This window comes from Roseobacter sp., assembly GCF_045106495.1.
Classification (GTDB): Bacteria; Pseudomonadota; Alphaproteobacteria; order Rhodobacterales; family Rhodobacteraceae; genus Roseobacter.
Genome location: NZ_JBGCEQ010000010.1, coordinates 141,999 through 161,371, shown reverse-complemented (window position 1 = coordinate 161,371; position 19,373 = coordinate 141,999). Strand labels below are relative to the sequence as shown.

The window sequence follows — 19,373 nt, the reverse complement described above, 5'->3', positions numbered from 1 at the left end:
CAATGTTCAACGCTGCAAAGCAGGATGCTCTCAAACTTCTCGACGCGAACAGTCGCAACCTTAGCCGCGCCATGGGCGGATCATGCTTGCGGTTTGGATTACGTGGGAATGCTGGTTTTTGGAACAGGAACTGATGTTTGGAAGATTCAAGCGCGCATGTCGAAACCATCCCAAGTTGTTGCTCGAACTGGTCTGACCTAATTGATATCTTCCACCGGTGTTCTTGCCAAGCGGCTCGGATTCCGTGGTAATTTGTTTGTACCTTAGCTGGTTGTGGCCGTGCTGGGGTTTCCGTTTCGGAAACGGGGCCAACCATCTAGATCGCCCGCGCATGATTCACAACCGCGCAATACCCGGAATGTTCTCGTACCAGCCATCTTGCGGGTTTCGCCACTCAGTCCAAACGGTAGAACCGCGCAGCACTGCCGCCAAAAATCTCCGTGCGTTCCTGCGCGTTCAAATGGGCAGTCAGGCCTAGGGCCGTGTCGTGCCAAATGTCATATTCTGCCTGCAGACGGCAGACCGGCCAATCTGATCCCCACATTACCCTTGACGGTCCAAAGGCGGAGATCACGTGATTGGCAAAAGGGCGCAGATCATTAATAGTCCAGCCTTCTGAGGCTTCAGTAACCATTCCGGAAAGCTTGCAATAAGTACCCGTCCGATGCGCGAGCCGCGACATGCCAATAGCCCAATCGGAAAATGCCTCTTGGCCTGCCATCGCATCCCGTATGTGGGGTTTCATGATGTGGTCGATGACCACACGCATTGTTGGATATCTCGACAGTAGTGTATCGAAATTCTTCAAGTGCTGAGGGAACCCCAAGGCGTCGAAGGTCAGATCCAGATCAACGATGGCTTGGAAGGCCCATTGGATGTTGTCCTTCAGCATCCAGTCGACGTCCGGGATATCCTGGATCATCGGGCGAACACCCAGAAACTTCGGGTGATTTGCCAGTCTTTTCAGATGTTGCAGGTCGCCGCTGTCTTCAAAGTTAATCCAGCCGACCACGCCCTTGACGCTTGGTGTGGCATCGGCAAGGCCTAGCATATATTCTGTTTCTGCCACCGTCGCCGCCGCCTGAACCAGAACGGTACCCTCAATGCCGTGACGCCGCAAAGAGGGTGCAAGATCGGCGGGACCATAGGCCCTGTTCAATGTGGGATTATCCTGCGGCATCCAATCATAGTCACTGCGCGCTGGCTGCCAGTAGTGCTGGTGCGCGTCTATCTTCACGTTGGCGCATCCTCGCGCATCAATCCTTTGGCCTTCAGTGCATCCCAGAGGCCATCGGGGATCACGGCTTGCGCGGCGTTCAGGTTGGCGTGCATTTCCGATACGCCCTGACCTCCGGGGATCACAGCGACATGGCATGGGTGCCGCAGCGGAAACTGAAACGCAGCATCCACCATGCGCACCCCGTGATCCTGGCAGACAGCGTCGATTGCATTGACACGGTCTATTATGTTTTGCGGGGCGGGATCATAATTGTAGTAGGCGCCGGGCTTGGCACCGGTCGCCAGAATTCCCGAATTGTAGGGCCCGCCCGTGACGATGCCAATGCCGCGTTTTTCGCAAAGTGGCAGAAAGCTGTTGAGCGCCTCTTGCTCCAGAAGCGTGTAACGCCCGGCCAGAAGAAAGAGATCGAAATCCCCGCGCTCTGCCAGCGTTTGGCAGACTTCCCACTCGTTTACGCCGCCACCAATGGCCTTGATCATGCCCTGATCGCGCAAGGACACCATGGCGTCATAACCCCGCCCACCAAAAAACTCTTCGATCCGCATGTCTGAGACTTCTTTGGATCCATGACTGAAGATGCACAGATCGTGCACGTAAAGGATGTCGATCCGATCTACGCCAAGGCGCGAAAACGAATGTTCCACCGAGCGCATCACGCCATCGTATGTATAGTCAAATTGCTCGCGCCGCTGCGGCACTTCAAACCATTTGCCAACACCGGCGCGATGTTCCGGGGCGCATTGCTGGATCAGGCGTCCTACCTTGCTGGAGAGCACATATTCATCACGGGGTTTGCCGCGCAAAAACGGATTGAGCCGTGTTTCCGATAACCCTAGTCCATAGAGAGGCGCTGTATCGAAATACCGCACGCCACCTTCCCATGCTGCATTCAGGGTAGCGCGGGCCTCTTCGTCGGAAATCGCTTTGTAAAGATTGCCCAGGGGGGCCGTCCCAAACCCTAGCTCGGTGAAGGTGACACCCCCGTTGCCCAGCCGGTCCCAATGTCGCGTTTTCAGTGTCATGCCAAACTCCCAGATGTTTGGTCGGACAATAGACCACTTTCCCTTTGCGTGAACAGACCACAAAATCTAAGTTGACCCGAGCAAAAGGGAGAGGGCATGACTCAACGTTTCAATGCGATATTCACGACGCCAAAACCTGTCATTGGCATGGTACATCTGGGAGCCTTGCCTGGTACGCCGCTTTACGATCCTGACTTTGATCTGGTGAAGGCGGCTCGCGCAGATCTGCATGCATTGCAAGGGGCCGGTTTCGATGCTGTTATGTTTGGCAATGAAAATGATCGGCCCTATGAGTTTGAGGTGGATCGTGCGTCTACCGCCATGATGGCCTATGTCATTGGTCAGCTGCGCCACGAAATTACAGTGCCTTTCGGCGTGAATATGCTGTGGGATCCCATGGCTAGCGTGGCCGTTGGTGCAACAAGCGGCGCCGCATTTGTGCGCGAAATTTTCACCGGAACCTATGCCTCCGACATGGGTTTGTGGTCCCCGAATGCCGGGCAGGCGGTACGTTATCGCGACAAGCTGGGGCGTTCTGATATGGCAATGCTCTTTAATGTTTCAGCTGAATTTGCCCATTCTCTTGATACACGGCCCTTGGCAGATCGTGCGCGTTCTGCGGTGTTTTCCTCGATCCCAGACGCAGTGCTTGTTTCGGGTCAGATCACCGGCGAAGCCGCAGCACTCTCCGATCTAGAAGCGGTAAAAGCGGTGGTGCCTGATACGCCTGTATTGGCCAACACCGGGGTCAAACATGAGACCGTTGCAGAGGTCTTGCAGATCGCAGACGGCTGCATTGTCGGATCATCTCTCAAGGTGGATGGCGATACATGGAAAGCTGTGGACCCAGACCGCGCCTCTGATTTCATGGACCGCGCCAGAGCATCGCGCGGATGAAGGAGCGTATCAAAAACGATCTTTTGGCTCTGATGCAGGTGCCGGGATTATCGGGTCACGAGGACCGTGTGCGTCGCGCCATACGCACCCGTTTGGATGAAATGGATGTTGCCAGCGAGACCGACCGACTTGGCAATCTGGTCGCGACTTTCGACGGAGACGGACCCTCGGTGATGCTGTTTGCGCATATGGATCAACTGGGATTTGTCGTGCGCCGCATTGAAGAAAACGGATTGCTTCAGTTGGAGCGCTTGGGAGGTGTGCCGGAACGGGCGCTGGCAGCACAAGAGGTGCTGATCTGTTTGGGCGAGGGCCGTGATCTAAGTGGTATTATCACAAACAAAAGCCACCACGCCACCACGCCGGATGAGAAATACAAAGTTCATCCGGTTCCCGAGCTTTTTGTGGACGCAGGGTTTTCGACGCGTCAAATGGCGGAGGATCACGGCGTCAAAATTGGTGTGCCTTTAGTCTACGCACCGCGCGCGGCGGTAATGGGGGCGGATCGCATAAGTGGTACCAGTGTGGATGATCGGGCCGGGTGCGCCGTTTTGCTGGAGGTCGCACGTGCTTTGAAAAAACGCCGCAGTGGCCCACCCGTACACCTCGCCTTTACCGTGCAAGAGGAGTTTAACTTGCGCGGCGCGCAACCGGTCGCGCAACAGCTACAACCGGATATTGCCATTCAGATTGACCTGATGCTTGCCAGTGATACGCCAGATATGGCCGCACGCGGTGACATGATGCTGGGCGGTGGTCCCGGCATGAGTCTCTATTCGTTTCACGGGCGCGGTACGCTGAACGGGGTGATCCCCCATCCTGCCATGGTCGATCTCTTCGAAACGACGGCCACGGCGACAGGTATTTCCTTGCAACGCTCGGCGCAAACGGGAGTACTGACCGATCTGTCCTATGTGCAGCTAGTCGGGCGGGGCGTCGCGGCAATCGATCTGGGTTTTCCGATGCGATATTCCCATTCCGCGCGTGAGTTATGTGATTTGCGTGACCTCGTTTCATTGACAGAATTGCTGTCCGCGGCATTGGCGCAGATCGGACCTGATTTTTCCTTGAGACGGGATGATTATACGTGATGAGTTACACACTGGGCATCGACATTGGCACCTATGAGACCAAGGGGGTGCTGGTAGATTTCGAAGGAAAAGTGATTGCGCAGGCGGCGCGTGGGCATGAAATGCTGGTCCCGCAGCCCGGTTGGGCCGAGCACCGCCCGGAAGAGGATTGGTGGGGCGACTTCGTTTTTGTCTGCAAAAAACTACTGGCGGATAGCGGTGTTGACGCGATTGATATCAAGGCCGTCGCCTGCAGTGCTATTGGCCCGTGCATGTTGCCAGTGGATGCAAACGGCACGCCTTTGATGAATGGGATTCTTTACGGTGTGGACGGGCGGGCAGAAGTAGAGGTGCGCGACCTGACGGCGCGCATCGGAGAAGAGACGATTATCCAACGCTGCGGCAATGCCCTGACCTCACAATCCGTTGGGCCAAAAATCCTTTGGCTCAAACGGCAGCGGCCAGAGATTTTCGAAAACACCGCACACATCCTGACCTCAACCAGTTTTCTGGTACAACGGCTGGCTGGTGAGGTTGTCATCGATCACTACACGGCCGCCAATTTCTCTCCGCTCTATGACGTTGCGGCCCAGTCTTGGGTTGATGATCTTGCCAATGACATCGTGCCCTTAAACAAGTTACCGCGTCTGATGTGGTCACATGAGATCGCGGGGCAGATTACTGCCCAGGCGGCACAGGCAACTGGGTTGACGGAGGGTACACCGGTCACGGCCGGGACGATTGACGCGGCGGCGGAGGCATTCTCGGTGGGGGTGGATCAGCCGGGCGACATGATGATGATGTATGGCTCTACGATCTTTATGATCCTGCACAGCCAGAAACAGGTCAGCGATGCCGCGATTTGGTATGCGCCCTGGCTTTTTGAAGGCGAACACGCTTCCTTGGCTGGGTTAGCGACATCCGGGACGCTCACGCATTGGTTTCGCGATCAAATGGCGCGCGATTTGACCGTGGCGGAGGCCTTTTCCGTGTTGGCCGAAGAAGCATTAGCCTCCCCTCCGGGTGCCAATGGCTTGCTGTTTCTGCCCTATTTTTCTGGAGAGCGGACACCGATCCACGACGTGGATGCCAAGGGAGCCTTCTTTGGTCTGAATCTGACACATCAGCGTGGTGATATGTACCGCGCGCTTATCGAAGGGATCGCCTTTGGCACGCGTCATGTTACTGACACCTTTGCTGCATTGGGGCAGCGACCGTCACGGCTGATGGCGGTCGGCGGTGGGACGAAAAACCGTCTGTGGCTCCAGGCCACCTCCGACATCACTGGTATCGATCAGATGGTTTGCAAAAAAACACTGGGCGCGAGCTACGGCGACGCTTTTCTGGCGGCTTTGGCGATTGGCGCGGTCAATCGTGGGGATATCGCGCGGTGGAATCCGGTACAGGAGACCGTGCGGGCGGTTCCCAATCCCACCTATGAAAAGCATTATGCGCTTTTTCGCAGGCTCTATGAACAGACCAAAGACATCGCCGCAGAATTGACGCCGTAGATTTCGAGCAGCAGCGAGTGTTCTAATCACCGCGTGTTGTTTTGAACGTGGAGATCCCAATTCAGGACCGAATCGCACGCGTATTGATTGTTAGGGCTGTTACACTGCAGAGGCAGCAAAAATCTGCAGATGACGAGATTTAACCTATTGTTGTGCCAGTTCGTCCGTTTCAGGCAATCCGGTCCCGCTCAAAAAAACAAAAAGATCTACTTTACCGCCCCCGCGGCCATGCCCTTGATGATGTACTTCTCGAGGAAAATCGCAACAACGACCAGCGGTAAAATGGCTGCAGAAGACAGCGCAGCCATGGACCACCAGTTGATGCCTTGTGAACCGGTTTGTGATGCCACCATTACCGGCAAGGTTTTAGCGTCCGTGGAGGTCAGCAGGGCAGCAAAGAAATACTCGTTCCAACAAAGTACGAGGCTGAGGATGAACGCGGCCACCATGCCAGGCAGGGCGATCGGCAACACAATTTGCACAAAGGCCCCCCAAATGCCCAACCCGTCGACCAGTGCAGCTTCCTCCAATTCCACCGGAATGCCCTGAAACTGGTCCCGCATGATCCAGATCACGATGGGTAAAACCATGAGCGTATAGAGCAGGATCAAGCCGACTCGGCTGTCGAGCAGGTCGAGCGATTTGTAGAGAACCAGAAAGGGCAGGGCCAAAACCACTGGCGGCAAGATCATCTGACTAAGGAAAAAGAATGAGATGTCGGAATTGCGCATAAAGCCGAAGCGGTAGTTGAACCGAGACAACCCATATGCGGCCAGTGATCCAAGGATCACGGCCAGCAATGAAGCTGACACCGCGACAATGGCGGAATTCCAGAAACGTTTGAGAAACTCCTCGCGCACAGTCGAGATTTCACCAATTAGGCGCGGCGATAGGCCGAGACTCTCCCAGCCCTTCCACTTGGGCGTAAAATCCCACCAGGGGATCATGTTGCCGCGCATCACATCGGGCGCCAGTTTGAAAGAGGTCGTCAATGTCCAGAAGATCGGGAACAGACAGATGATCGCCCATGTGACTAAGGCTGCGTAAATCGCTACTCGGCTGGTCCACCATTTGACTTGAACTTTGCGGTCTGACTCGTGTTCTTTAAAAATGGCGCTCATGCAGGACGCTCCATAAATCGGCTCACCAGCTTAAGCAGCACCGTGATAAAGATCACAATCAAAACCAGGTAGACCATCGCCAAAAGTGTGCCGTAGCCGACATTGGACCGATCCCTGTATTCGCGGAAAATGAAGCTGGTGACGGAATCCGTGGCACCTCCCGGGCCGCCTGAGGTGACATTGATAATGATGTCCGCGAGCTTCAGTTTAAAGATAATCCGGATCACGATGGCTGTGACAGAGACCGGCAGCATCAGCGGGAAAACAACTTCCTTGAAGCTTTGCCAACCCGTAGCCCCATCTACCTTAGAGGCTTCGATGACTTCACGGGGCAGGGCCTGCAAACCAGCGAGCAGCATGATCATCATGAAGGGAATAAAGGTCCATGCATCCATCGCCATAATCACAAAACGGGCCAGTTCGGGTGATCCGAAAAAGCTAGGTTTGTCCCACCCCAATTCGCGGGCCAGTCGGGCGAGAGGGCCAAAACGCGGCTCCATCATCGATTTGCCAACCATCCAACTGACCGCCACGGGACTCAACATGAGGGGCAGCAAAAACACCACGCGGAAAAATTTGCGCGCGCGTATCTGCGCATTCAGCAAGAGTGCCAAGCCAAAGGCGATAACATATTCCACGCTGACGGCGGCAACATAATACACCATGTTTTTTTTTTTTTTCTAGTAAAATGCGTCGTTCCACATCTGGCGCATGTTGTCCCAACCATTGGGCTGCGGGCCGTTTAAGGACGCGAGGTTCCAATCTGTGAAGGACACATAGAGTGCAAAGAGCAGCGGGAATACTACAAGGCTGATGACGAAAAGTGCCGCTGGCAAAACAAACAAAGTGCGTTTGCCTTTTTCCCCATTCACGATCACCTGTGCCGCGCAAAGCGCTGTTGCCCAGAGCAGATAGGCAAAGAGCACCGGCCGCCATGTGTCGAACCCGATTTCGATGCGACCCGTGTCATGCATGAATTGCAGCGCGGCAAGGGCAACAAAAAGCAGGGCCGTTGCCCAGACCAGACTACGGCCGAAACGTCTGCGAGCATCGGTGATGTTATCGGCTGTGACCGTGTGGAGTAAGTCGCCTTCGCTATTCATTCCGAGACGTTAGCGGGCAATGCGCAAACTGTTAACCACGAAAATCGTCGTAGGTCATTTTCTTTTGCATGTCGGGTGTTTCGGCGTTTTTGCTGTACCTTCGGATGGTTCTTTGACTAACTTCGCGGACACTTGATGCAAGAGGAGGACCGAATGAGCGTTTCGCTGCAAGTTATGTACCCTGCCAAAGCAGAGACAACTTTTGACCACAACTACTATTTGTCGACCCATATGGATTTGCTCGACAAGCACATGGGTGCTCACATTGCGAGTACCGTAGTTACAAAAGGGCTGGCAGGAGCAGATGATGCGCCGGCCGGGTATCACGTGATTGCAACGATCCTTTTCAAGGATCAGGCAGCTTTTGGCGCCGCGATGGCCGCTGCCGCGCCGGTCGTGGCAGATATTTCCGAGTTTTATAGTGGCACCCCGGAAATGCTCGTCGGAGAGGTTGTTGGTTGACGGATTAATCGCACATGGACAAAAAAGGCGCAGCGAACCGCTGCGCCTTTTCGTTTGTCTGTACGGTTTCGTTACAAACCAAGCGACGCCTTGTAGAGCGCTATCTGGCTGTCCCGACCAATTTGATCCGTGATTTTTTCCCAAGCCGCTGCAATAGCATCAGCGGTCTCTTGAGCAGAGGCGTATTGCCCAGCATAGCCTTTGGCCAGTTCATCTTCGGCAACAGAATAGTATTGGAAGATGCCCGGAATGCGTGGTTCAATTGCGGCATTCGGGTGGTTGTAGCTGTCTGCGTTGGAGCCAAGGTAATCTTCAACAAAGGCACGGTCGTATCCGGCTTCTTCCCATTCCTCAAACTGGAAGTGCGAATTCCGGTATGGCTGGAAACCAGATGGATAGGCTGAGGCCCAAAGCGACAGGTCTTTGCCCCCCAAGTGAGCAGCGGCAGACCAGGCGGCCTTCTTTTTCTTTTCGTCGCCTTCAACGGTTGCCATAACGTAGACGCCCCAGCCAATGTAAGCATTGTTTGGCGATACGTTTGGCGTGTCTTCCCAGGCGCCGGATTGTGAATTCCAAACCCGTTCCGAGCCAGGGTTGATGTCGAAGCCAACAACATCGCCAACAACGGACGTGTCGGACGTGCGTGCCGAAGACCCGACATCGCCCCACCAGTTCAGCATTCCGCCAGTACCCGCCAGGAATTGCTGGAATGCGGTTGTTCCCGGGTCTGCGTTGATCTGGTCAGCAGGGTAGGCATTGGCCGCGATCAAGTCCATCACGTCCTGAATAGCCTGTACGAAGGCAGGATTGTTGACCCGCGGTTTCATGGTCTCGGGGTCGAAGAGCCATGCCGGATCATCCGGGTGCTTGGCATAGGGCGCTGCGCGGTTCTCAAGGAAGTAGAAGCCAAAACCGCCCCATCCTTTGAGCGGGTCCAGATATCCATGCGCATCCAGACCGGTGAGCGGATCGGTCTTGCCCACAAGAAATTTGGATTGCGCGTTGACCGCTTCCCATGTCGTGGGCTGTTCCCAGGGCGTCGTGTTGCCCGCATCTGCCCAGGCCTGCGCCAATTCTTCGCTTTCATAGTAGTCTTTGCGATAGGCGAATGTATGGGTGTCGCCGTCAATCGACACGCGATAGGTTTTACCATCCCATGTGCCGACCGGGGCTTTCAGATAGTCCACATAGTCGTCCATATCGATCTGGTCTTTGACCCAGTCAGGCATCTCTGATGCCATGCCCCGTCCCAGAACGTCGCCCTCAAAGGGCGCACCCATTTCGATTATGTCAAAATCTACTGTGCCGGTGGCAATAGACTGTTGCAGACGCGCATTGTAATCGGCCTGCGCCAGATCAATCCAGTTGATTGTCGCGCCAGTGTAAGCCTCCCACGGCTTCAAAAATCCGCGAAAAAGAAAGTTGTGCAGGTTTTGGTTGTTCAATCCCATGAAGGTCAGTTCAACGCCGTCAAATTCGCCTTCGGCCACATTTTCCTTTGTGGCGGCAAGGCACATTTCACCCACTTTTTGCCAGTCGCTGTCCGTGGGCGAACCTGCACCTACGCCAGGAATTTTGAGAATTTCAGCGCGTACGTTTGCGTGCCCATCTGCATAGGCGGCAGCTTTTGGCATCATCGCGACGGCCCCCACCGCAGCGGTGCCTTTCAGCATCTGGCGACGGTTCATCTTCTGTGCCGCCTTGATATAATTATAAAGGTCTACTTTCATTTCCATCCTCCCGGGACGTGGTGATACGTTTCATCGATGGGGGATACAGTGCGCATGACAATGGCGATTTTTAGCGATTTTGACGTCACACGATCCCCCGACGAGACATCACTATGGTCTAGAATTACCTTAAGTCAACAAAAGCTGCCTGCCGGGCGTGGACAACGTAAACCCCTTTGTCTAGCATCAAAATTCGAAGTCGGGGGGAAGACTGCGAATGGCAGGCGTCAAAATTCAGGACATCAGGAAATCCTATGGAGCAACTGAGGTCATACATGGTTTGAACGTCGATATTGCCGATGGGGAATTCGTGGCGTTGGTTGGCCCGTCGGGATGCGGCAAATCCACGTTGCTACGCATGATCGCGGGGCTTGAACCCATCAACGGCGGGACCATCGCCATTGGTGAACGCGTGGTCAACAACCTGCCGCCGGCCCAGCGTGACATTGCGATGGTTTTCCAGACCTATGCACTTTATCCGCATAAATCTGTTGCGGAAAACATGGGTTTTGCGCTCAAGGTTGCCAAGGCCGACCGATCGGAAATCGAGCGACGCGTGAAAGAAGCCGCCGAAATACTGAGCCTGACGGAATACCTCGATCGCAAACCGCGACATCTTTCGGGCGGCCAGCGCCAAAGGGTGGCAATGGGCCGTGCGATTGTGCGCGATCCCCAAGTTTTCTTGTTTGACGAGCCCTTGTCGAACCTGGATGCGAAACTGCGGATACAAATGCGCACGGAAATCAAAGAACTGCATCAGCGCTTGAAAACCACAACTGTGTTCGTGACCCATGACCAGATTGAAGCCATGACGCTCGCCGACCGTATTGTCGTGATGCAGGCGGGTAGAATTGAACAAATCGGCACACCGCTTGAGCTATATGACAATCCTGCCAATGAATTTGTAGCCACTTTTATCGGTGCCCCGTCAATGAACCTTCTGTCGGCTACGATCAACGAAGGTGTGGCGGAATTGGCAGGTCACCGCGTGCCGCTGGGTGGCCTTAACGCTTACAAGGGCGAGATGCGTTTGGGTGTGCGTCCTGAACATCTTAACTTGGTTGGCCAGAGCGAAGGTTTGCCCATGGAAGTCAAGGTCGTCGAACCGACCGGTTCAGAAACAATGGTGTTTCTGCGTTTTGCAGGCCAGGACATTACGGCCGTGTTTCGAGAGCGCCACGCCTTTGCACCGGGGCAGATCATTCACCTCGCTCCAGATGTTGATCATTTGCATTGCTTTGACGCCGCGGCCGGTCACAGGATTGCGTAAGCGCAATGTCCACGTATACTGTTCTTTGTTTTGGCGATAGCAATACGCACGGTACGCGCGCCATGCGCAATATCTCTGATATGCGCCGGCTTGATAAGCCCTTGCGCTGGCCTTCCGTTATGGCCAACGCGTTAGGTGGTGAGTTTGACGTAGTTGCGGAAGGTCATCCCGGTCGCACATCCGTCTTTGATGATCCGATCGAAGGGGCGCACAAAAACGGCTTGCGGTCATTGCAGGCCATTTTGGAAAGTCACCGCCCGGTTGACGTGGTCATCGTCATGTTGGGCACGAATGACCTCAAAGCGCGGTTCAGCCTGTCTGCCAATGACATCGCGCTGGGCGTGCAACGGCTGGTGAAAGAGATCCTTGGCAGTGACAGCGGACCAAAAGGGACGCCACCGACTGTTCTGCTTGTGGCGCCTGTTCCGGTCATGGAAACTGGCGTTTTCGAGCAAATTTTTGAGGGGGCCGCGGAAAAGTCGCGCGCCTTGCCTGCGCTCTTGGAGCAGGTTGCGAAGCGTCAGGGAATCGCTTTTGCTGATATGGGGAAAAAAGCAACGGTTGACCCGATTGACGGTATACATTTGGCTGCAACAGCACATGCGGCCATCGGTGAGGCACTGGCTGACTGCGTGCAAAACGATTTGAAAAAATAATTGGGAGGGACAGAATATGCTTAAAGGGATAGATCCGATCTTGAATGCCGATGTGCTTTACGCGCTGCACGCCATGGGGCACGGCGACGACTTGATTTTATCAGACACCAATTTTCCTGCCGACAGCATAGCGCGACAAACCGTATTAGGCGAGGTGCTGCGCATTGATTGCACTGCGGCCGAAGTCGTCCGTGCCGTGCTTTCGGTTTATCCGATAGATACCTTTGTGGACGACGCGGCGGCGCGAATGGAAGTGGTTGGCGAGCCAGATACAGTGCTGCCGGTCATGCAGGAGGTACAGGCAGAGGTAAGCACCGTTGGCGGACCCACGATGCTCGGAGTTGAACGGTTCAGCTTCTATGATCGGGCCAAAAAGGCCTATGCTGTTATCCAAACTGGTGAGCGTCGCTTCTATGGATGCTTTGCACTGCGAAAAGGGGTGATCCCGCCGGAAACCGAGAGCTGAAGCATGGGAAAGGTTGCAATCCTCGGCGTCTTCGTCGCCGATACCGCTTATCGCGCGGACCGCATGCCGCGCATGGGTGAGACAGTCTTGGGAAACTCATTTGCGTTGGGGCCGGGTGGTAAAGGTTCCAATCAAGCTGTGGCCTGCGCCCAAATTGGGGCGGATACCCATATGATAACCAAATTGGGCCAGGATGATTTTGCCAAACTGGCATTGGAGACATGGGCCTCGGCAGGTGTCACGGCCCACGTCGATCAAATCGCAGAAAGCTACACAGGGGCGGCCTATATCTTCATTGAGGAAAGCTCTGGCGACAATGCGATCATCATCGCTCCGGGTGCGGCGGCGTTGATTAGCGAGGCTGATGTCGAGGCTAAAGCAGCAGTCATCCGCAGTTCCAACGTCTTTGTGACCCAGTTGGAACAACCAATGGACGCGGCAGTGCGCGCGCTCCAGATTGCCCGGGAGGCTGGGGTTGTCAGCATTCTCAATCCGGCGCCGGCAGCGAAACTACCAAATGGGATGCTGGCCCTGTGTGATTACGTCACGCCGAATGAAACCGAGTGCGAGGCGCTGACAGGTATCGCGGTTGAGACAGAAGATGACGCGGGTCGCGCAGCTGCAGCCCTGCGTGGTCTGGGGGTAAAGGTTCCCATCATCACAATGGGCGAACGGGGCGCATATCTGGACGGTCACGGTTTGGTGCCTGCAGTCAAAGCAGGCAAGGTTGTGGAAACCACCGGTGCAGGGGATGCGTTTAACGGCGGATTTGCGGCTGCTTTGGCGGAGGGTAAACCCGCCCTTGAAGCAGTTCGGATCGGATGCGCAACAGCTGGAATTTCCGTTACGCGACAAGGAACAGCACCCGCAATGCCGACGCGGGCGGAGGTAGATGCACTTATGGCGCGCTGATTTCCTGAATCTTGAATAGCCATTGTTGGAACAGAATGGCCTGACGGTCCAGCTCGCTGACGCCGGCTCCAAACAGACAGTCCGATAGTTGCCGGTCGCTGTGACACAAACCGGGTGCGCAGTCGGCTTATCTTCCAAATACTCTGCGGGTGGTTTCAATCCAATTGAAATGGCCTGCAATCGGACGCCATGCAGCTGGCGGGCACGACCGAACAGATCATCGCAAAGCAGCCCTCAGTTTGATACAGCCTTGGATCATGGCGCGCGAAAAGTTGGTTCTTATCGTCGTTCTGGTAAAACACCCAAAGCGATTGGCGCTGCCATTAGGATTTCTTCTATCAACGTGGCGTCGATAGCCTTCGGGCTGGACGGAGCTTTGCGCGATGTGGTGACCAGCTGATGCGGTTTCCGATTTTGTGCTTATTTGACCTCACGGCTGTACTATAGGTCTACTTGACACCATCGATTTGCAAAACGCGTTGATCAGTTTCCTGCAAGCAATTGTTCCAAATTAACAAAATAACTAATTGATGTGTACCACGCGTTCACTTTCATCAACGTGAGGCTACACCGCATATTGGCTTCATAGTAGTAAATGGAGGTTCAAAATGCGCTTGGACGGTTATGCGAGAACACTTCGTTATTGCCTTTCAGATGGCGGGTTGGACTCCTTCATGACTTTTGAAAAAGGCTTTGATCATCCCCTTTTTTCGACAGTGCGCCTTGTGGAAGGTGCCGAAGGGCGCACGGCGTTGACCGCGTACTCGGAGCGGCAAACTGCTCTCGCTGGCAAAACGGTGTGCGATTTTGTCATGGACACGACGACATGGCGGGCTGGAATGGCTTGGGCCGCTTATTTGCGATTTTGCAAAGACGAGATCATTGCTCTGTACTCGCACGACGCAGGCTTCATAAAAACTCTTCGTGATCGAAACGAGAACGATGATTTGCTGGTTGTCTTGATCGGTTTCGTAGAAACTGCTGGCGCCTCCCAAGATTCTGGGGCTCGATTTGACCCTGTCATGGCGCGAATGGTACATTGGACGCAAATGCGCGTTTTGGCGGATGCGGAAATGGTCAGCGCCAAGACCTTCACGCATGTAGGCGAAGCGGCAGGTATGGTGTTAGCAGCGTGGGATTGCGACTTACCTGGTGCGGTCGCTTTTGCGCTTGAAACCGAAGGTTGCTTGCCTTCCGTTCAGTCGTTAGCAGAAGCAATTTACGAAGTGGTCCGCAATGCCGGTGGGTTTCCGATCCGCTATGTGATCGACTGCTCCTACCCAGATCAATTTCGGGATGTTTTGAACGGCGAAAACTATTGCGCCCCGCGGGTTGGCGGTTCGCGAGCAAACGTATCGGACACGAGCCATGTAGTTTGATCATTGCGTTCGGCCTAACAGTGGCGATCAACAGAGTTGGGTCCGTTTAATCATGCTCACTTCGACATTCTTGCGAACATCAAGGTCATGGGCGGCTGTTGTGTCACAGATCACAGACATCTGCCTGGCAGCGGGTCATAAGGCGCAGGCCTGACCGCAGCACTGCCGGATCAAAGCATTACATTAAAAGGGAAAAACATGTTTAAATACAATATCTGTATCGCCATAGCTTTCATTGCATATGCCAGTGTGACCGTTGCATCCAGCGACAAAACTTGTGTCTCTGGCGCGGTCGAGCCTTTGCCGATTTCAAAGACAGAACATGCCCACCAGCGCGGCATTCGCAAAAGCGACGCATTTTTTTGAATACTAAAACCGATCAAGTCGCGCTGTTTGTTCAAAGCAGTGCGCGTCATTCTGGGAGAGCTACATGTTGGACGATTTGATACAAACACCGCAACCTGCCACCAAAGCGGACACGGCGCGTTTGGCCGAATTGATCGTGATTGCAGGTGATGGGTTGCCGTTGGTTGCATGGCAATCCATGCAAGTTGGCAGTGAGTCATTAATGGACATCGGTACCGCGCGCGCATCCCGCGATACCGGCGGATTTTCCTTTCGAAATGCGGACGTAGTGCGGGTTGCAGGAGAAGTTGTTTCCGCGCTGGTCTCCTACCCGATCACCGAAGAAACAAGTGCCAAGGATATGGAAGTTGTTCCAAACTTATTCAAGCCTTTGGTAGCGTTGGAGAATTTGGCGGTGCCAAGCTGGTACATCAATGTGCTTGCCACAGATGAGCGCGCCCGGTGCAAAGGGGCAGGGACTATGCTTTTGGCCCATGCAGAAGCCAAGGCACGTGCATCTGGATATGATCGGGTTAGCTTGATTACCGGTGACATCAATCCGGCGCGGCGCCTCTACGAGAAACTCGGCTTTCGGATACAGGCCCGAGATAGAATCGAAAAGAAGGGTGGGACTATGACGGTGAGCATTGGGTGCTTTATGTGAAAGACGTCACAAGCGTTTGAACAACCCACCTACTTGGTGCTTGGTGTGGTCCCTTGATATTTTACTGACAATTCAACCCATGGATTGGATTGGATGCCATGCACAAACATGAACTGGCTGAAGATCGCTTTGTGCCATTTATTCATCTTGAGAGGTCGCGACAGTTCTGGCATGTGCAAAACATCAGGGCCATGCGGCAGGAGTAGGACACGCCATGAACAGATCCGACGTCAATGAAATCCTCAAAGCTGGCGATGCCTTTGTCCGCAGTTTTGGCCACATTTTGCCGCCCTTTGCCTATTGGGCGCCCGAAAAGCAGCGTAGCGCAGAAGCAGAACCATTGCGCTCACGCGGTTTGGGATGGGACATTACCGACTACGGTGAAGGGCGTTTCGACGAAATGGGCCTATTTCTGTTCACCACCCGTAACGGTGCGGTTGAAGATCTGGGCGCGGGGAGAGGCATGCTTTACGCCGAAAAGATCATGATTTCACGGGAAAACCAACTCTCTCCGATGCATCGCCACAACATCAAAGCCGAAGACATCATCAACCGTGGCGGCGGTGATTTGATCATCGAACTCTTTGCGCCAGACGCCGAAGGGACCATTGATCGTGACGCAAAGGTCACCGTGCCCTGTGACGGTGTCGTGCGGAGCTTTGAGGCCGGGACGCGACTGCGCTTACTGCCAGGCGAAAGTGTCACGCTGATGCCAGGGATATGGCATGCGTTTTGGGCTGAGAAAGCCGACTGCTTGATCGGCGAAGTGTCCACGGTGAACGATGACCGTACTGATAATGTGTTTGAAATGCCGATCGGTCGCTTTTCAAAGATCACAGAAGACGAAGCGCCGCTGCATCTGCTGGTGTCTGACTATTGAGCCTGGCCGCCTTAGCCCACGGCATCACGTGCGATTGAAACGGCTTTGAGCACCGCATGAATCTTGCGGCCCGGTTGCAAGTCGAGGGCTTGGGCTGACCGCCTAGTCACCCTGGCAAGGATGAATGCGTTCCCAAAGGACAGCTGTACAATTGCGCCGGGGCCTGCCCCGAAGCGGACCTCACGCACGGTGACATCGAGCACATTCAGAGCTGAGATCCCATTGGGGCGTTCGGTGGCGAGCATGACGTCCTGCGCTTCAATCCAAACCCGCATTGATGTGCCGGGCGGATGATTGACATGCGGCAGGAGCAGCGGCGCCCCTTCGGCGTCCAGTGTACTCAAACCATCAGCGTGATGTTCCCTTACCCGCGCTTCGACGACCGCTCCGACTGAGCGGACGCCCAAGGGAATTACCGTTGGGTCGCTTAGAACTTCCGACGCCGGGCCATGACGGGCCACGCTTCCGCCGTCCAGTGCCACGACGGTTGTCGCCAGCCGCGCCACTTCGGCAGCCGCGTGGCTGACGTAGAGAATGGGCACAGATACCTCATCGCGGATGCGCTCGAAGTAGGGCAAAATTTCTGCCTTGCGGGGTTCGTCGAGGGAGGCCAGCGGCTCATCTGCCAGTATGATTTTGGGATTAGCCAAAAGTGCGCGGCCAATGGCGACACGCTGCTTTTCTCCACCCGACAGAGCTGCAGGCCGGCGAGCCAACAGATGGCCTATGCCGAGCATCTCGACAATCTTGTCCATTTCGTCGCGTGGTTCCGACTTTGGCGCAAACCAACGTCCGTAGAGAAGGTTCTGGCGTACAGTCATATGGGGAAAAAGGCGCGCGTCCTGAAAGATGTAGCCGAGCCTGCGTTTGTGCGGCGCGACCCATTGTTGCCGATCGGTGTCAAAGAGTACCCAGTCTTGGGTCGCAACCCGACCATGATCGGGTTTCAGTAGCCCCGCCACGGCGTTGATAATAGTGGATTTCCCCGCGCCTGAACGACCAAAAAGCACTGTGATTCCAGGCGGGGCTTCGAAATCCACGGATAGGTCAAAGCCCTCGAACTTGTGGCGTAAAGAAACGGAAAGCGTCATGCGCTGCCTCGCTGCGCGACGGGTCTGCGGGCCAACCATTCAGAGAGCAAAAGCGCGGTCATGGCAATGACGACGGAAACGATGACCAATCGCCAGGCGGACGCCTCGCCATCGGGTATTTGCAAAAACGCATATATTGCGGAAGGTACGGTTTGGGTCTGACCGGGTATGTTTGATACGAAGGTAATCGTTGCACCAAACTCGCCCATGGCTTTGGCAAAAGCAAGAATGGCCCCTGCGATGACGCCCGGCAGGATCAGCGGCAGAGTGACCGTCAAGAAAACCCAAAGACCTGACGCGCCAAGCGTGCCTGCGGCCTCTTCCAGTTTGGGGTCTACCGCTTCGATTGAAAGTCTCATGGCCCGCACCATCAACGGGAATGCCATGACGGCGGCTGCCAGTGCCGCACCTGTCCACCGAAAAGCAAAAACGATGCCAATTTCCTGCAAAGCGCTGCCGATGGGCCCCTGAATGCCGAAGGTTGCCAGAAGAATGTAACCGGTCACAACCGGCGGCAGGATCAGAGGCAGGTGCACAAGCCCGTTCAGGATTTGTTTGCCGGGAAAATCACACCGCGCCAAGACAAACGCAACCCAGAGCCCAATCGGCAGGCTGAGCATTGTGGCCCAAAATGACACTTTGAGGGAGAGAGCGACAGCGCGCCATTCTTCAGGCCCCAGCCAATCCGTCATGGTGCAGTACCGAGCACGTTAAAGCCGTGTTTTTCGAATATTGCTTTCGCTTCGGCGCCGCGCAGGTGCGCAACGAAAAGCAGCGCCGGATCCGTTGCGCGACCAGCAACAATGGCCGCGGGGTAGATGATTTTGGCATGGCTCTCCGGTGGGAACGTCAGCGCCACGCTGACTCGTGGTTCGGCTTTTGCATCAGTAGCATAAACTATACCAAATGGAGCGGCACCTTTTGCAACCAACGCCAAGGCTGCGCGTGCATTGTCGGTTTGTACGACTTGTGCCTCCAATTCCTCCCAAGCGCGAAATGAGATCAAGGCCGATTTGCCGTAAATGCCAGCCGGTACAGCATCGACAAGAGCCATAGCGATCCGGTCTTTTCTAACGGTTTCCAGCAGAGATGTGGCTGTTGTTGATTGATTTTGCACAGCCTGACGATTCTGGATCAGGACAAGCTGGTTTCCCAGAAAATCAAACCGACTGCCAGATTCAATGGCGTTTTCTGCTTCGAGCCAATTCATCCAGTCTGGACTGGCAGAGATGATTACGTCTGCCGGCGCACCTTGCGTGATCTGACGTGCCAGTACCGGCGTGCCTAAATAAGACACCACGGTTTTTGATTCTGTTCGGCCGTCGTACTCCTCCACAATTTCGTCCAGCGCCGTCTTCAAACTGGCGGCGGCAAAGACTACTGTATCGGCAGCACGAACAGAGGGCGCCAACACGTAAAGGCAGAGGCATATTTGAATCGCAAATTGGAGCGCATATCGCAAAGTACCAAGTGTCATGAGCCCGCACTGCGCATTGTGGCACAAGACCGGTCACGCGTGACATAGCAGGCCAACAAGGTGGGTTCGGAGTTCAT

Annotated in this window: 21 protein-coding genes; 11 read left to right on the top strand and 10 right to left on the bottom strand. The window is 54.9% G+C overall.

From position 1 onward, the window contains the following. Window positions 1-394: 394 nt before the first annotated feature. Window positions 395-1,237, bottom strand: coding sequence for an amidohydrolase family protein (locus AB8B75_RS07840; protein ID WP_405361213.1), 843 nt, complete (start codon window positions 1,235-1,237; stop codon window positions 395-397). Beyond that, complete coding sequence (locus AB8B75_RS07835) at window positions 1,234-2,262, bottom strand: aldo/keto reductase (RefSeq protein WP_405361212.1); 1,029 nt, start codon at window positions 2,260-2,262, stop codon at window positions 1,234-1,236. Before AB8B75_RS07835 ends, AB8B75_RS07840 begins: the two co-directional genes overlap by 4 nt. Window positions 2,263-2,358: 96 nt before the next feature. On the opposite strand from AB8B75_RS07835, the gene AB8B75_RS07830 reads away from it, so the two are divergent. From AB8B75_RS07830 to AB8B75_RS07820, 3 genes are read left to right on the top strand one after another with little or no spacing between them, the layout of a single operon-like run. Then, window positions 2,359-3,159, top strand: coding sequence for a BtpA/SgcQ family protein (locus tag AB8B75_RS07830; RefSeq protein ID WP_405361211.1), 801 nt, complete (start codon window positions 2,359-2,361; stop codon window positions 3,157-3,159). Further along, on the top strand, window positions 3,156-4,250 hold the full coding sequence (locus tag AB8B75_RS07825; protein ID WP_405361209.1) for a M42 family metallopeptidase: 1,095 nt from the start codon (window positions 3,156-3,158) through the stop codon (window positions 4,248-4,250). The genes AB8B75_RS07830 and AB8B75_RS07825 overlap by 4 nt, the downstream gene beginning before the upstream one ends. Further along, window positions 4,250-5,740, top strand: coding sequence for an FGGY-family carbohydrate kinase (locus tag AB8B75_RS07820; protein ID WP_405361207.1), 1,491 nt, complete (start codon window positions 4,250-4,252; stop codon window positions 5,738-5,740). The genes AB8B75_RS07825 and AB8B75_RS07820 overlap by 1 nt, the downstream gene beginning before the upstream one ends. Window positions 5,741-5,946: 206 nt before the next feature. Here AB8B75_RS07820 and AB8B75_RS07815 read toward each other — a convergent pair whose 3' ends face one another. Genes AB8B75_RS07815 through AB8B75_RS07805 form a run of 3 tightly spaced genes read right to left on the bottom strand, consistent with a single transcriptional unit; the run spans window position 5,947 to window position 7,964 of the window. Beyond that, entirely contained in the window at window positions 5,947-6,861 is a 915-nt protein-coding gene (locus tag AB8B75_RS07815) for a carbohydrate ABC transporter permease (protein WP_405361205.1), read from the bottom strand. After that, a complete protein-coding gene (locus tag AB8B75_RS07810; protein WP_405361203.1) occupies window positions 6,858-7,526 on the bottom strand; it encodes a carbohydrate ABC transporter permease in 669 nt (222 codons plus the stop codon). Before AB8B75_RS07810 ends, AB8B75_RS07815 begins: the two co-directional genes overlap by 4 nt. A 15-nt stretch (window positions 7,527-7,541) precedes the next feature. Beyond that, the gene (locus tag AB8B75_RS07805; protein ID WP_405361202.1) at window positions 7,542-7,964 is read right to left on the bottom strand and encodes a hypothetical protein; all 423 of its coding nucleotides are present in this window, start codon (window positions 7,962-7,964) and stop codon (window positions 7,542-7,544) included. 153 nt (window positions 7,965-8,117) lie between these two features. On the opposite strand from AB8B75_RS07805, the gene AB8B75_RS07800 reads away from it, so the two are divergent. After that, window positions 8,118-8,426, top strand: a complete 309-nt coding sequence (locus tag AB8B75_RS07800; RefSeq protein WP_405361200.1) for an EthD family reductase — start codon at window positions 8,118-8,120, stop codon at window positions 8,424-8,426. A gap of 71 nt (window positions 8,427-8,497) precedes the next feature. Here the strand turns inward: AB8B75_RS07800 and AB8B75_RS07795 are convergent, their stop codons facing one another. Continuing rightward, a complete protein-coding gene (locus tag AB8B75_RS07795; RefSeq protein ID WP_405361199.1) occupies window positions 8,498-10,156 on the bottom strand; it encodes a twin-arginine translocation signal domain-containing protein in 1,659 nt (552 codons plus the stop codon). Window positions 10,157-10,373: 217 nt separating this feature from the next. On the opposite strand from AB8B75_RS07795, the gene AB8B75_RS07790 reads away from it, so the two are divergent. The 5 genes from AB8B75_RS07790 (at window position 10,374) to AB8B75_RS07770 (ending at window position 14,839) form a co-directional block, all read left to right on the top strand. Then, the gene (locus AB8B75_RS07790) at window positions 10,374-11,426 is read left to right on the top strand and encodes an ABC transporter ATP-binding protein (RefSeq protein ID WP_405361197.1); all 1,053 of its coding nucleotides are present in this window, start codon (window positions 10,374-10,376) and stop codon (window positions 11,424-11,426) included. Window positions 11,427-11,431: 5 nt separating this feature from the next. Beyond that, on the top strand, window positions 11,432-12,082 hold the full coding sequence (locus AB8B75_RS07785; RefSeq protein WP_405361196.1) for an SGNH/GDSL hydrolase family protein: 651 nt from the start codon (window positions 11,432-11,434) through the stop codon (window positions 12,080-12,082). Between the two features lie 16 nt (window positions 12,083-12,098). After that, window positions 12,099-12,548: an RbsD/FucU family protein gene (locus AB8B75_RS07780; protein ID WP_405361194.1), complete on the top strand. Its 450-nt coding sequence runs from the start codon at window positions 12,099-12,101 to the stop codon at window positions 12,546-12,548. Between the two features lie 3 nt (window positions 12,549-12,551). After that, complete coding sequence (locus tag AB8B75_RS07775; protein ID WP_405361192.1) at window positions 12,552-13,460, top strand: ribokinase; 909 nt, start codon at window positions 12,552-12,554, stop codon at window positions 13,458-13,460. Between the two features lie 674 nt (window positions 13,461-14,134). After that, a complete protein-coding gene (locus AB8B75_RS07770; RefSeq protein ID WP_405361191.1) occupies window positions 14,135-14,839 on the top strand; it encodes a hypothetical protein in 705 nt (234 codons plus the stop codon). A gap of 170 nt (window positions 14,840-15,009) precedes the next feature. Here AB8B75_RS07770 and AB8B75_RS07765 read toward each other — a convergent pair whose 3' ends face one another. Further along, on the bottom strand, window positions 15,010-15,255 hold the full coding sequence (locus AB8B75_RS07765) for a hypothetical protein (RefSeq protein WP_405361189.1): 246 nt from the start codon (window positions 15,253-15,255) through the stop codon (window positions 15,010-15,012). A 14-nt stretch (window positions 15,256-15,269) separates the two neighbouring features. On the opposite strand from AB8B75_RS07765, the gene AB8B75_RS07760 reads away from it, so the two are divergent. After that, on the top strand, window positions 15,270-15,848 hold the full coding sequence (locus tag AB8B75_RS07760) for a GNAT family N-acetyltransferase (RefSeq protein ID WP_405361187.1): 579 nt from the start codon (window positions 15,270-15,272) through the stop codon (window positions 15,846-15,848). Window positions 15,849-16,062: 214 nt separating this feature from the next. After that, window positions 16,063-16,728: a D-lyxose/D-mannose family sugar isomerase gene (locus AB8B75_RS07755; protein ID WP_405361186.1), complete on the top strand. Its 666-nt coding sequence runs from the start codon at window positions 16,063-16,065 to the stop codon at window positions 16,726-16,728. 11 nt (window positions 16,729-16,739) lie between these two features. On the opposite strand, the gene modC is transcribed toward AB8B75_RS07755, so the two are convergent. The 3 genes from modC to modA are packed head-to-tail and all read right to left on the bottom strand — an operon-like array spanning window position 16,740 to window position 19,296. Then, window positions 16,740-17,819 (bottom strand): molybdenum ABC transporter ATP-binding protein, encoded by a 1,080-nt coding sequence (gene modC / locus AB8B75_RS07750; RefSeq protein ID WP_405361184.1) that lies wholly within the window; start codon window positions 17,817-17,819, stop codon window positions 16,740-16,742. Continuing rightward, complete coding sequence (gene modB, locus AB8B75_RS07745; protein WP_405361182.1) at window positions 17,816-18,511, bottom strand: molybdate ABC transporter permease subunit; 696 nt, start codon at window positions 18,509-18,511, stop codon at window positions 17,816-17,818. Before modB ends, modC begins: the two co-directional genes overlap by 4 nt. After that, window positions 18,508-19,296: a molybdate ABC transporter substrate-binding protein gene (gene modA / locus AB8B75_RS07740; RefSeq protein ID WP_405361180.1), complete on the bottom strand. Its 789-nt coding sequence runs from the start codon at window positions 19,294-19,296 to the stop codon at window positions 18,508-18,510. Before modA ends, modB begins: the two co-directional genes overlap by 4 nt. Window positions 19,297-19,373: the final 77 nt, after the last annotated feature.

What these genes read in the sequence shown, in the direction of transcription:
- AB8B75_RS07765 (WP_405361189.1), bottom strand. Translation starts at nt 15,255, where the DNA reads ATGACGCGCACTGCTTTGAACAAACAGCGCGACTTGATCGGTTTTAGT.
- AB8B75_RS07815 (WP_405361205.1), bottom strand. Translation starts at nt 6,861, where the DNA reads ATGAGCGCCATTTTTAAAGAACACGAGTCAGACCGCAAAGTTCAAGTC.
- AB8B75_RS07805 (WP_405361202.1), bottom strand. Translation starts at nt 7,964, where the DNA reads ATGAATAGCGAAGGCGACTTACTCCACACGGTCACAGCCGATAACATC.
- AB8B75_RS07795 (WP_405361199.1), bottom strand. Translation starts at nt 10,156, where the DNA reads ATGAAAGTAGACCTTTATAATTATATCAAGGCGGCACAGAAGATGAAC.
- AB8B75_RS07780 (WP_405361194.1), top strand. Translation starts at nt 12,099, where the DNA reads ATGCTTAAAGGGATAGATCCGATCTTGAATGCCGATGTGCTTTACGCG.
- modC (WP_405361184.1), bottom strand. Translation starts at nt 17,819, where the DNA reads ATGACGCTTTCCGTTTCTTTACGCCACAAGTTCGAGGGCTTTGACCTA.
- AB8B75_RS07800 (WP_405361200.1), top strand. Translation starts at nt 8,118, where the DNA reads ATGAGCGTTTCGCTGCAAGTTATGTACCCTGCCAAAGCAGAGACAACT.
- AB8B75_RS07825 (WP_405361209.1), top strand. Translation starts at nt 3,156, where the DNA reads ATGAAGGAGCGTATCAAAAACGATCTTTTGGCTCTGATGCAGGTGCCG.
- AB8B75_RS07810 (WP_405361203.1), bottom strand. Translation starts at nt 7,526, where the DNA reads ATGGTGTATTATGTTGCCGCCGTCAGCGTGGAATATGTTATCGCCTTT.
- modA (WP_405361180.1), bottom strand. Translation starts at nt 19,296, where the DNA reads ATGACACTTGGTACTTTGCGATATGCGCTCCAATTTGCGATTCAAATA.
- AB8B75_RS07835 (WP_405361212.1), bottom strand. Translation starts at nt 2,262, where the DNA reads ATGACACTGAAAACGCGACATTGGGACCGGCTGGGCAACGGGGGTGTC.
- AB8B75_RS07820 (WP_405361207.1), top strand. Translation starts at nt 4,250, where the DNA reads ATGAGTTACACACTGGGCATCGACATTGGCACCTATGAGACCAAGGGG.
- AB8B75_RS07790 (WP_405361197.1), top strand. Translation starts at nt 10,374, where the DNA reads ATGGCAGGCGTCAAAATTCAGGACATCAGGAAATCCTATGGAGCAACT.
- AB8B75_RS07760 (WP_405361187.1), top strand. Translation starts at nt 15,270, where the DNA reads ATGTTGGACGATTTGATACAAACACCGCAACCTGCCACCAAAGCGGAC.
- AB8B75_RS07755 (WP_405361186.1), top strand. Translation starts at nt 16,063, where the DNA reads ATGAACAGATCCGACGTCAATGAAATCCTCAAAGCTGGCGATGCCTTT.
- AB8B75_RS07785 (WP_405361196.1), top strand. Translation starts at nt 11,432, where the DNA reads ATGTCCACGTATACTGTTCTTTGTTTTGGCGATAGCAATACGCACGGT.
- modB (WP_405361182.1), bottom strand. Translation starts at nt 18,511, where the DNA reads ATGACGGATTGGCTGGGGCCTGAAGAATGGCGCGCTGTCGCTCTCTCC.
- AB8B75_RS07770 (WP_405361191.1), top strand. Translation starts at nt 14,135, where the DNA reads ATGACTTTTGAAAAAGGCTTTGATCATCCCCTTTTTTCGACAGTGCGC.
- AB8B75_RS07830 (WP_405361211.1), top strand. Translation starts at nt 2,359, where the DNA reads ATGACTCAACGTTTCAATGCGATATTCACGACGCCAAAACCTGTCATT.
- AB8B75_RS07775 (WP_405361192.1), top strand. Translation starts at nt 12,552, where the DNA reads ATGGGAAAGGTTGCAATCCTCGGCGTCTTCGTCGCCGATACCGCTTAT.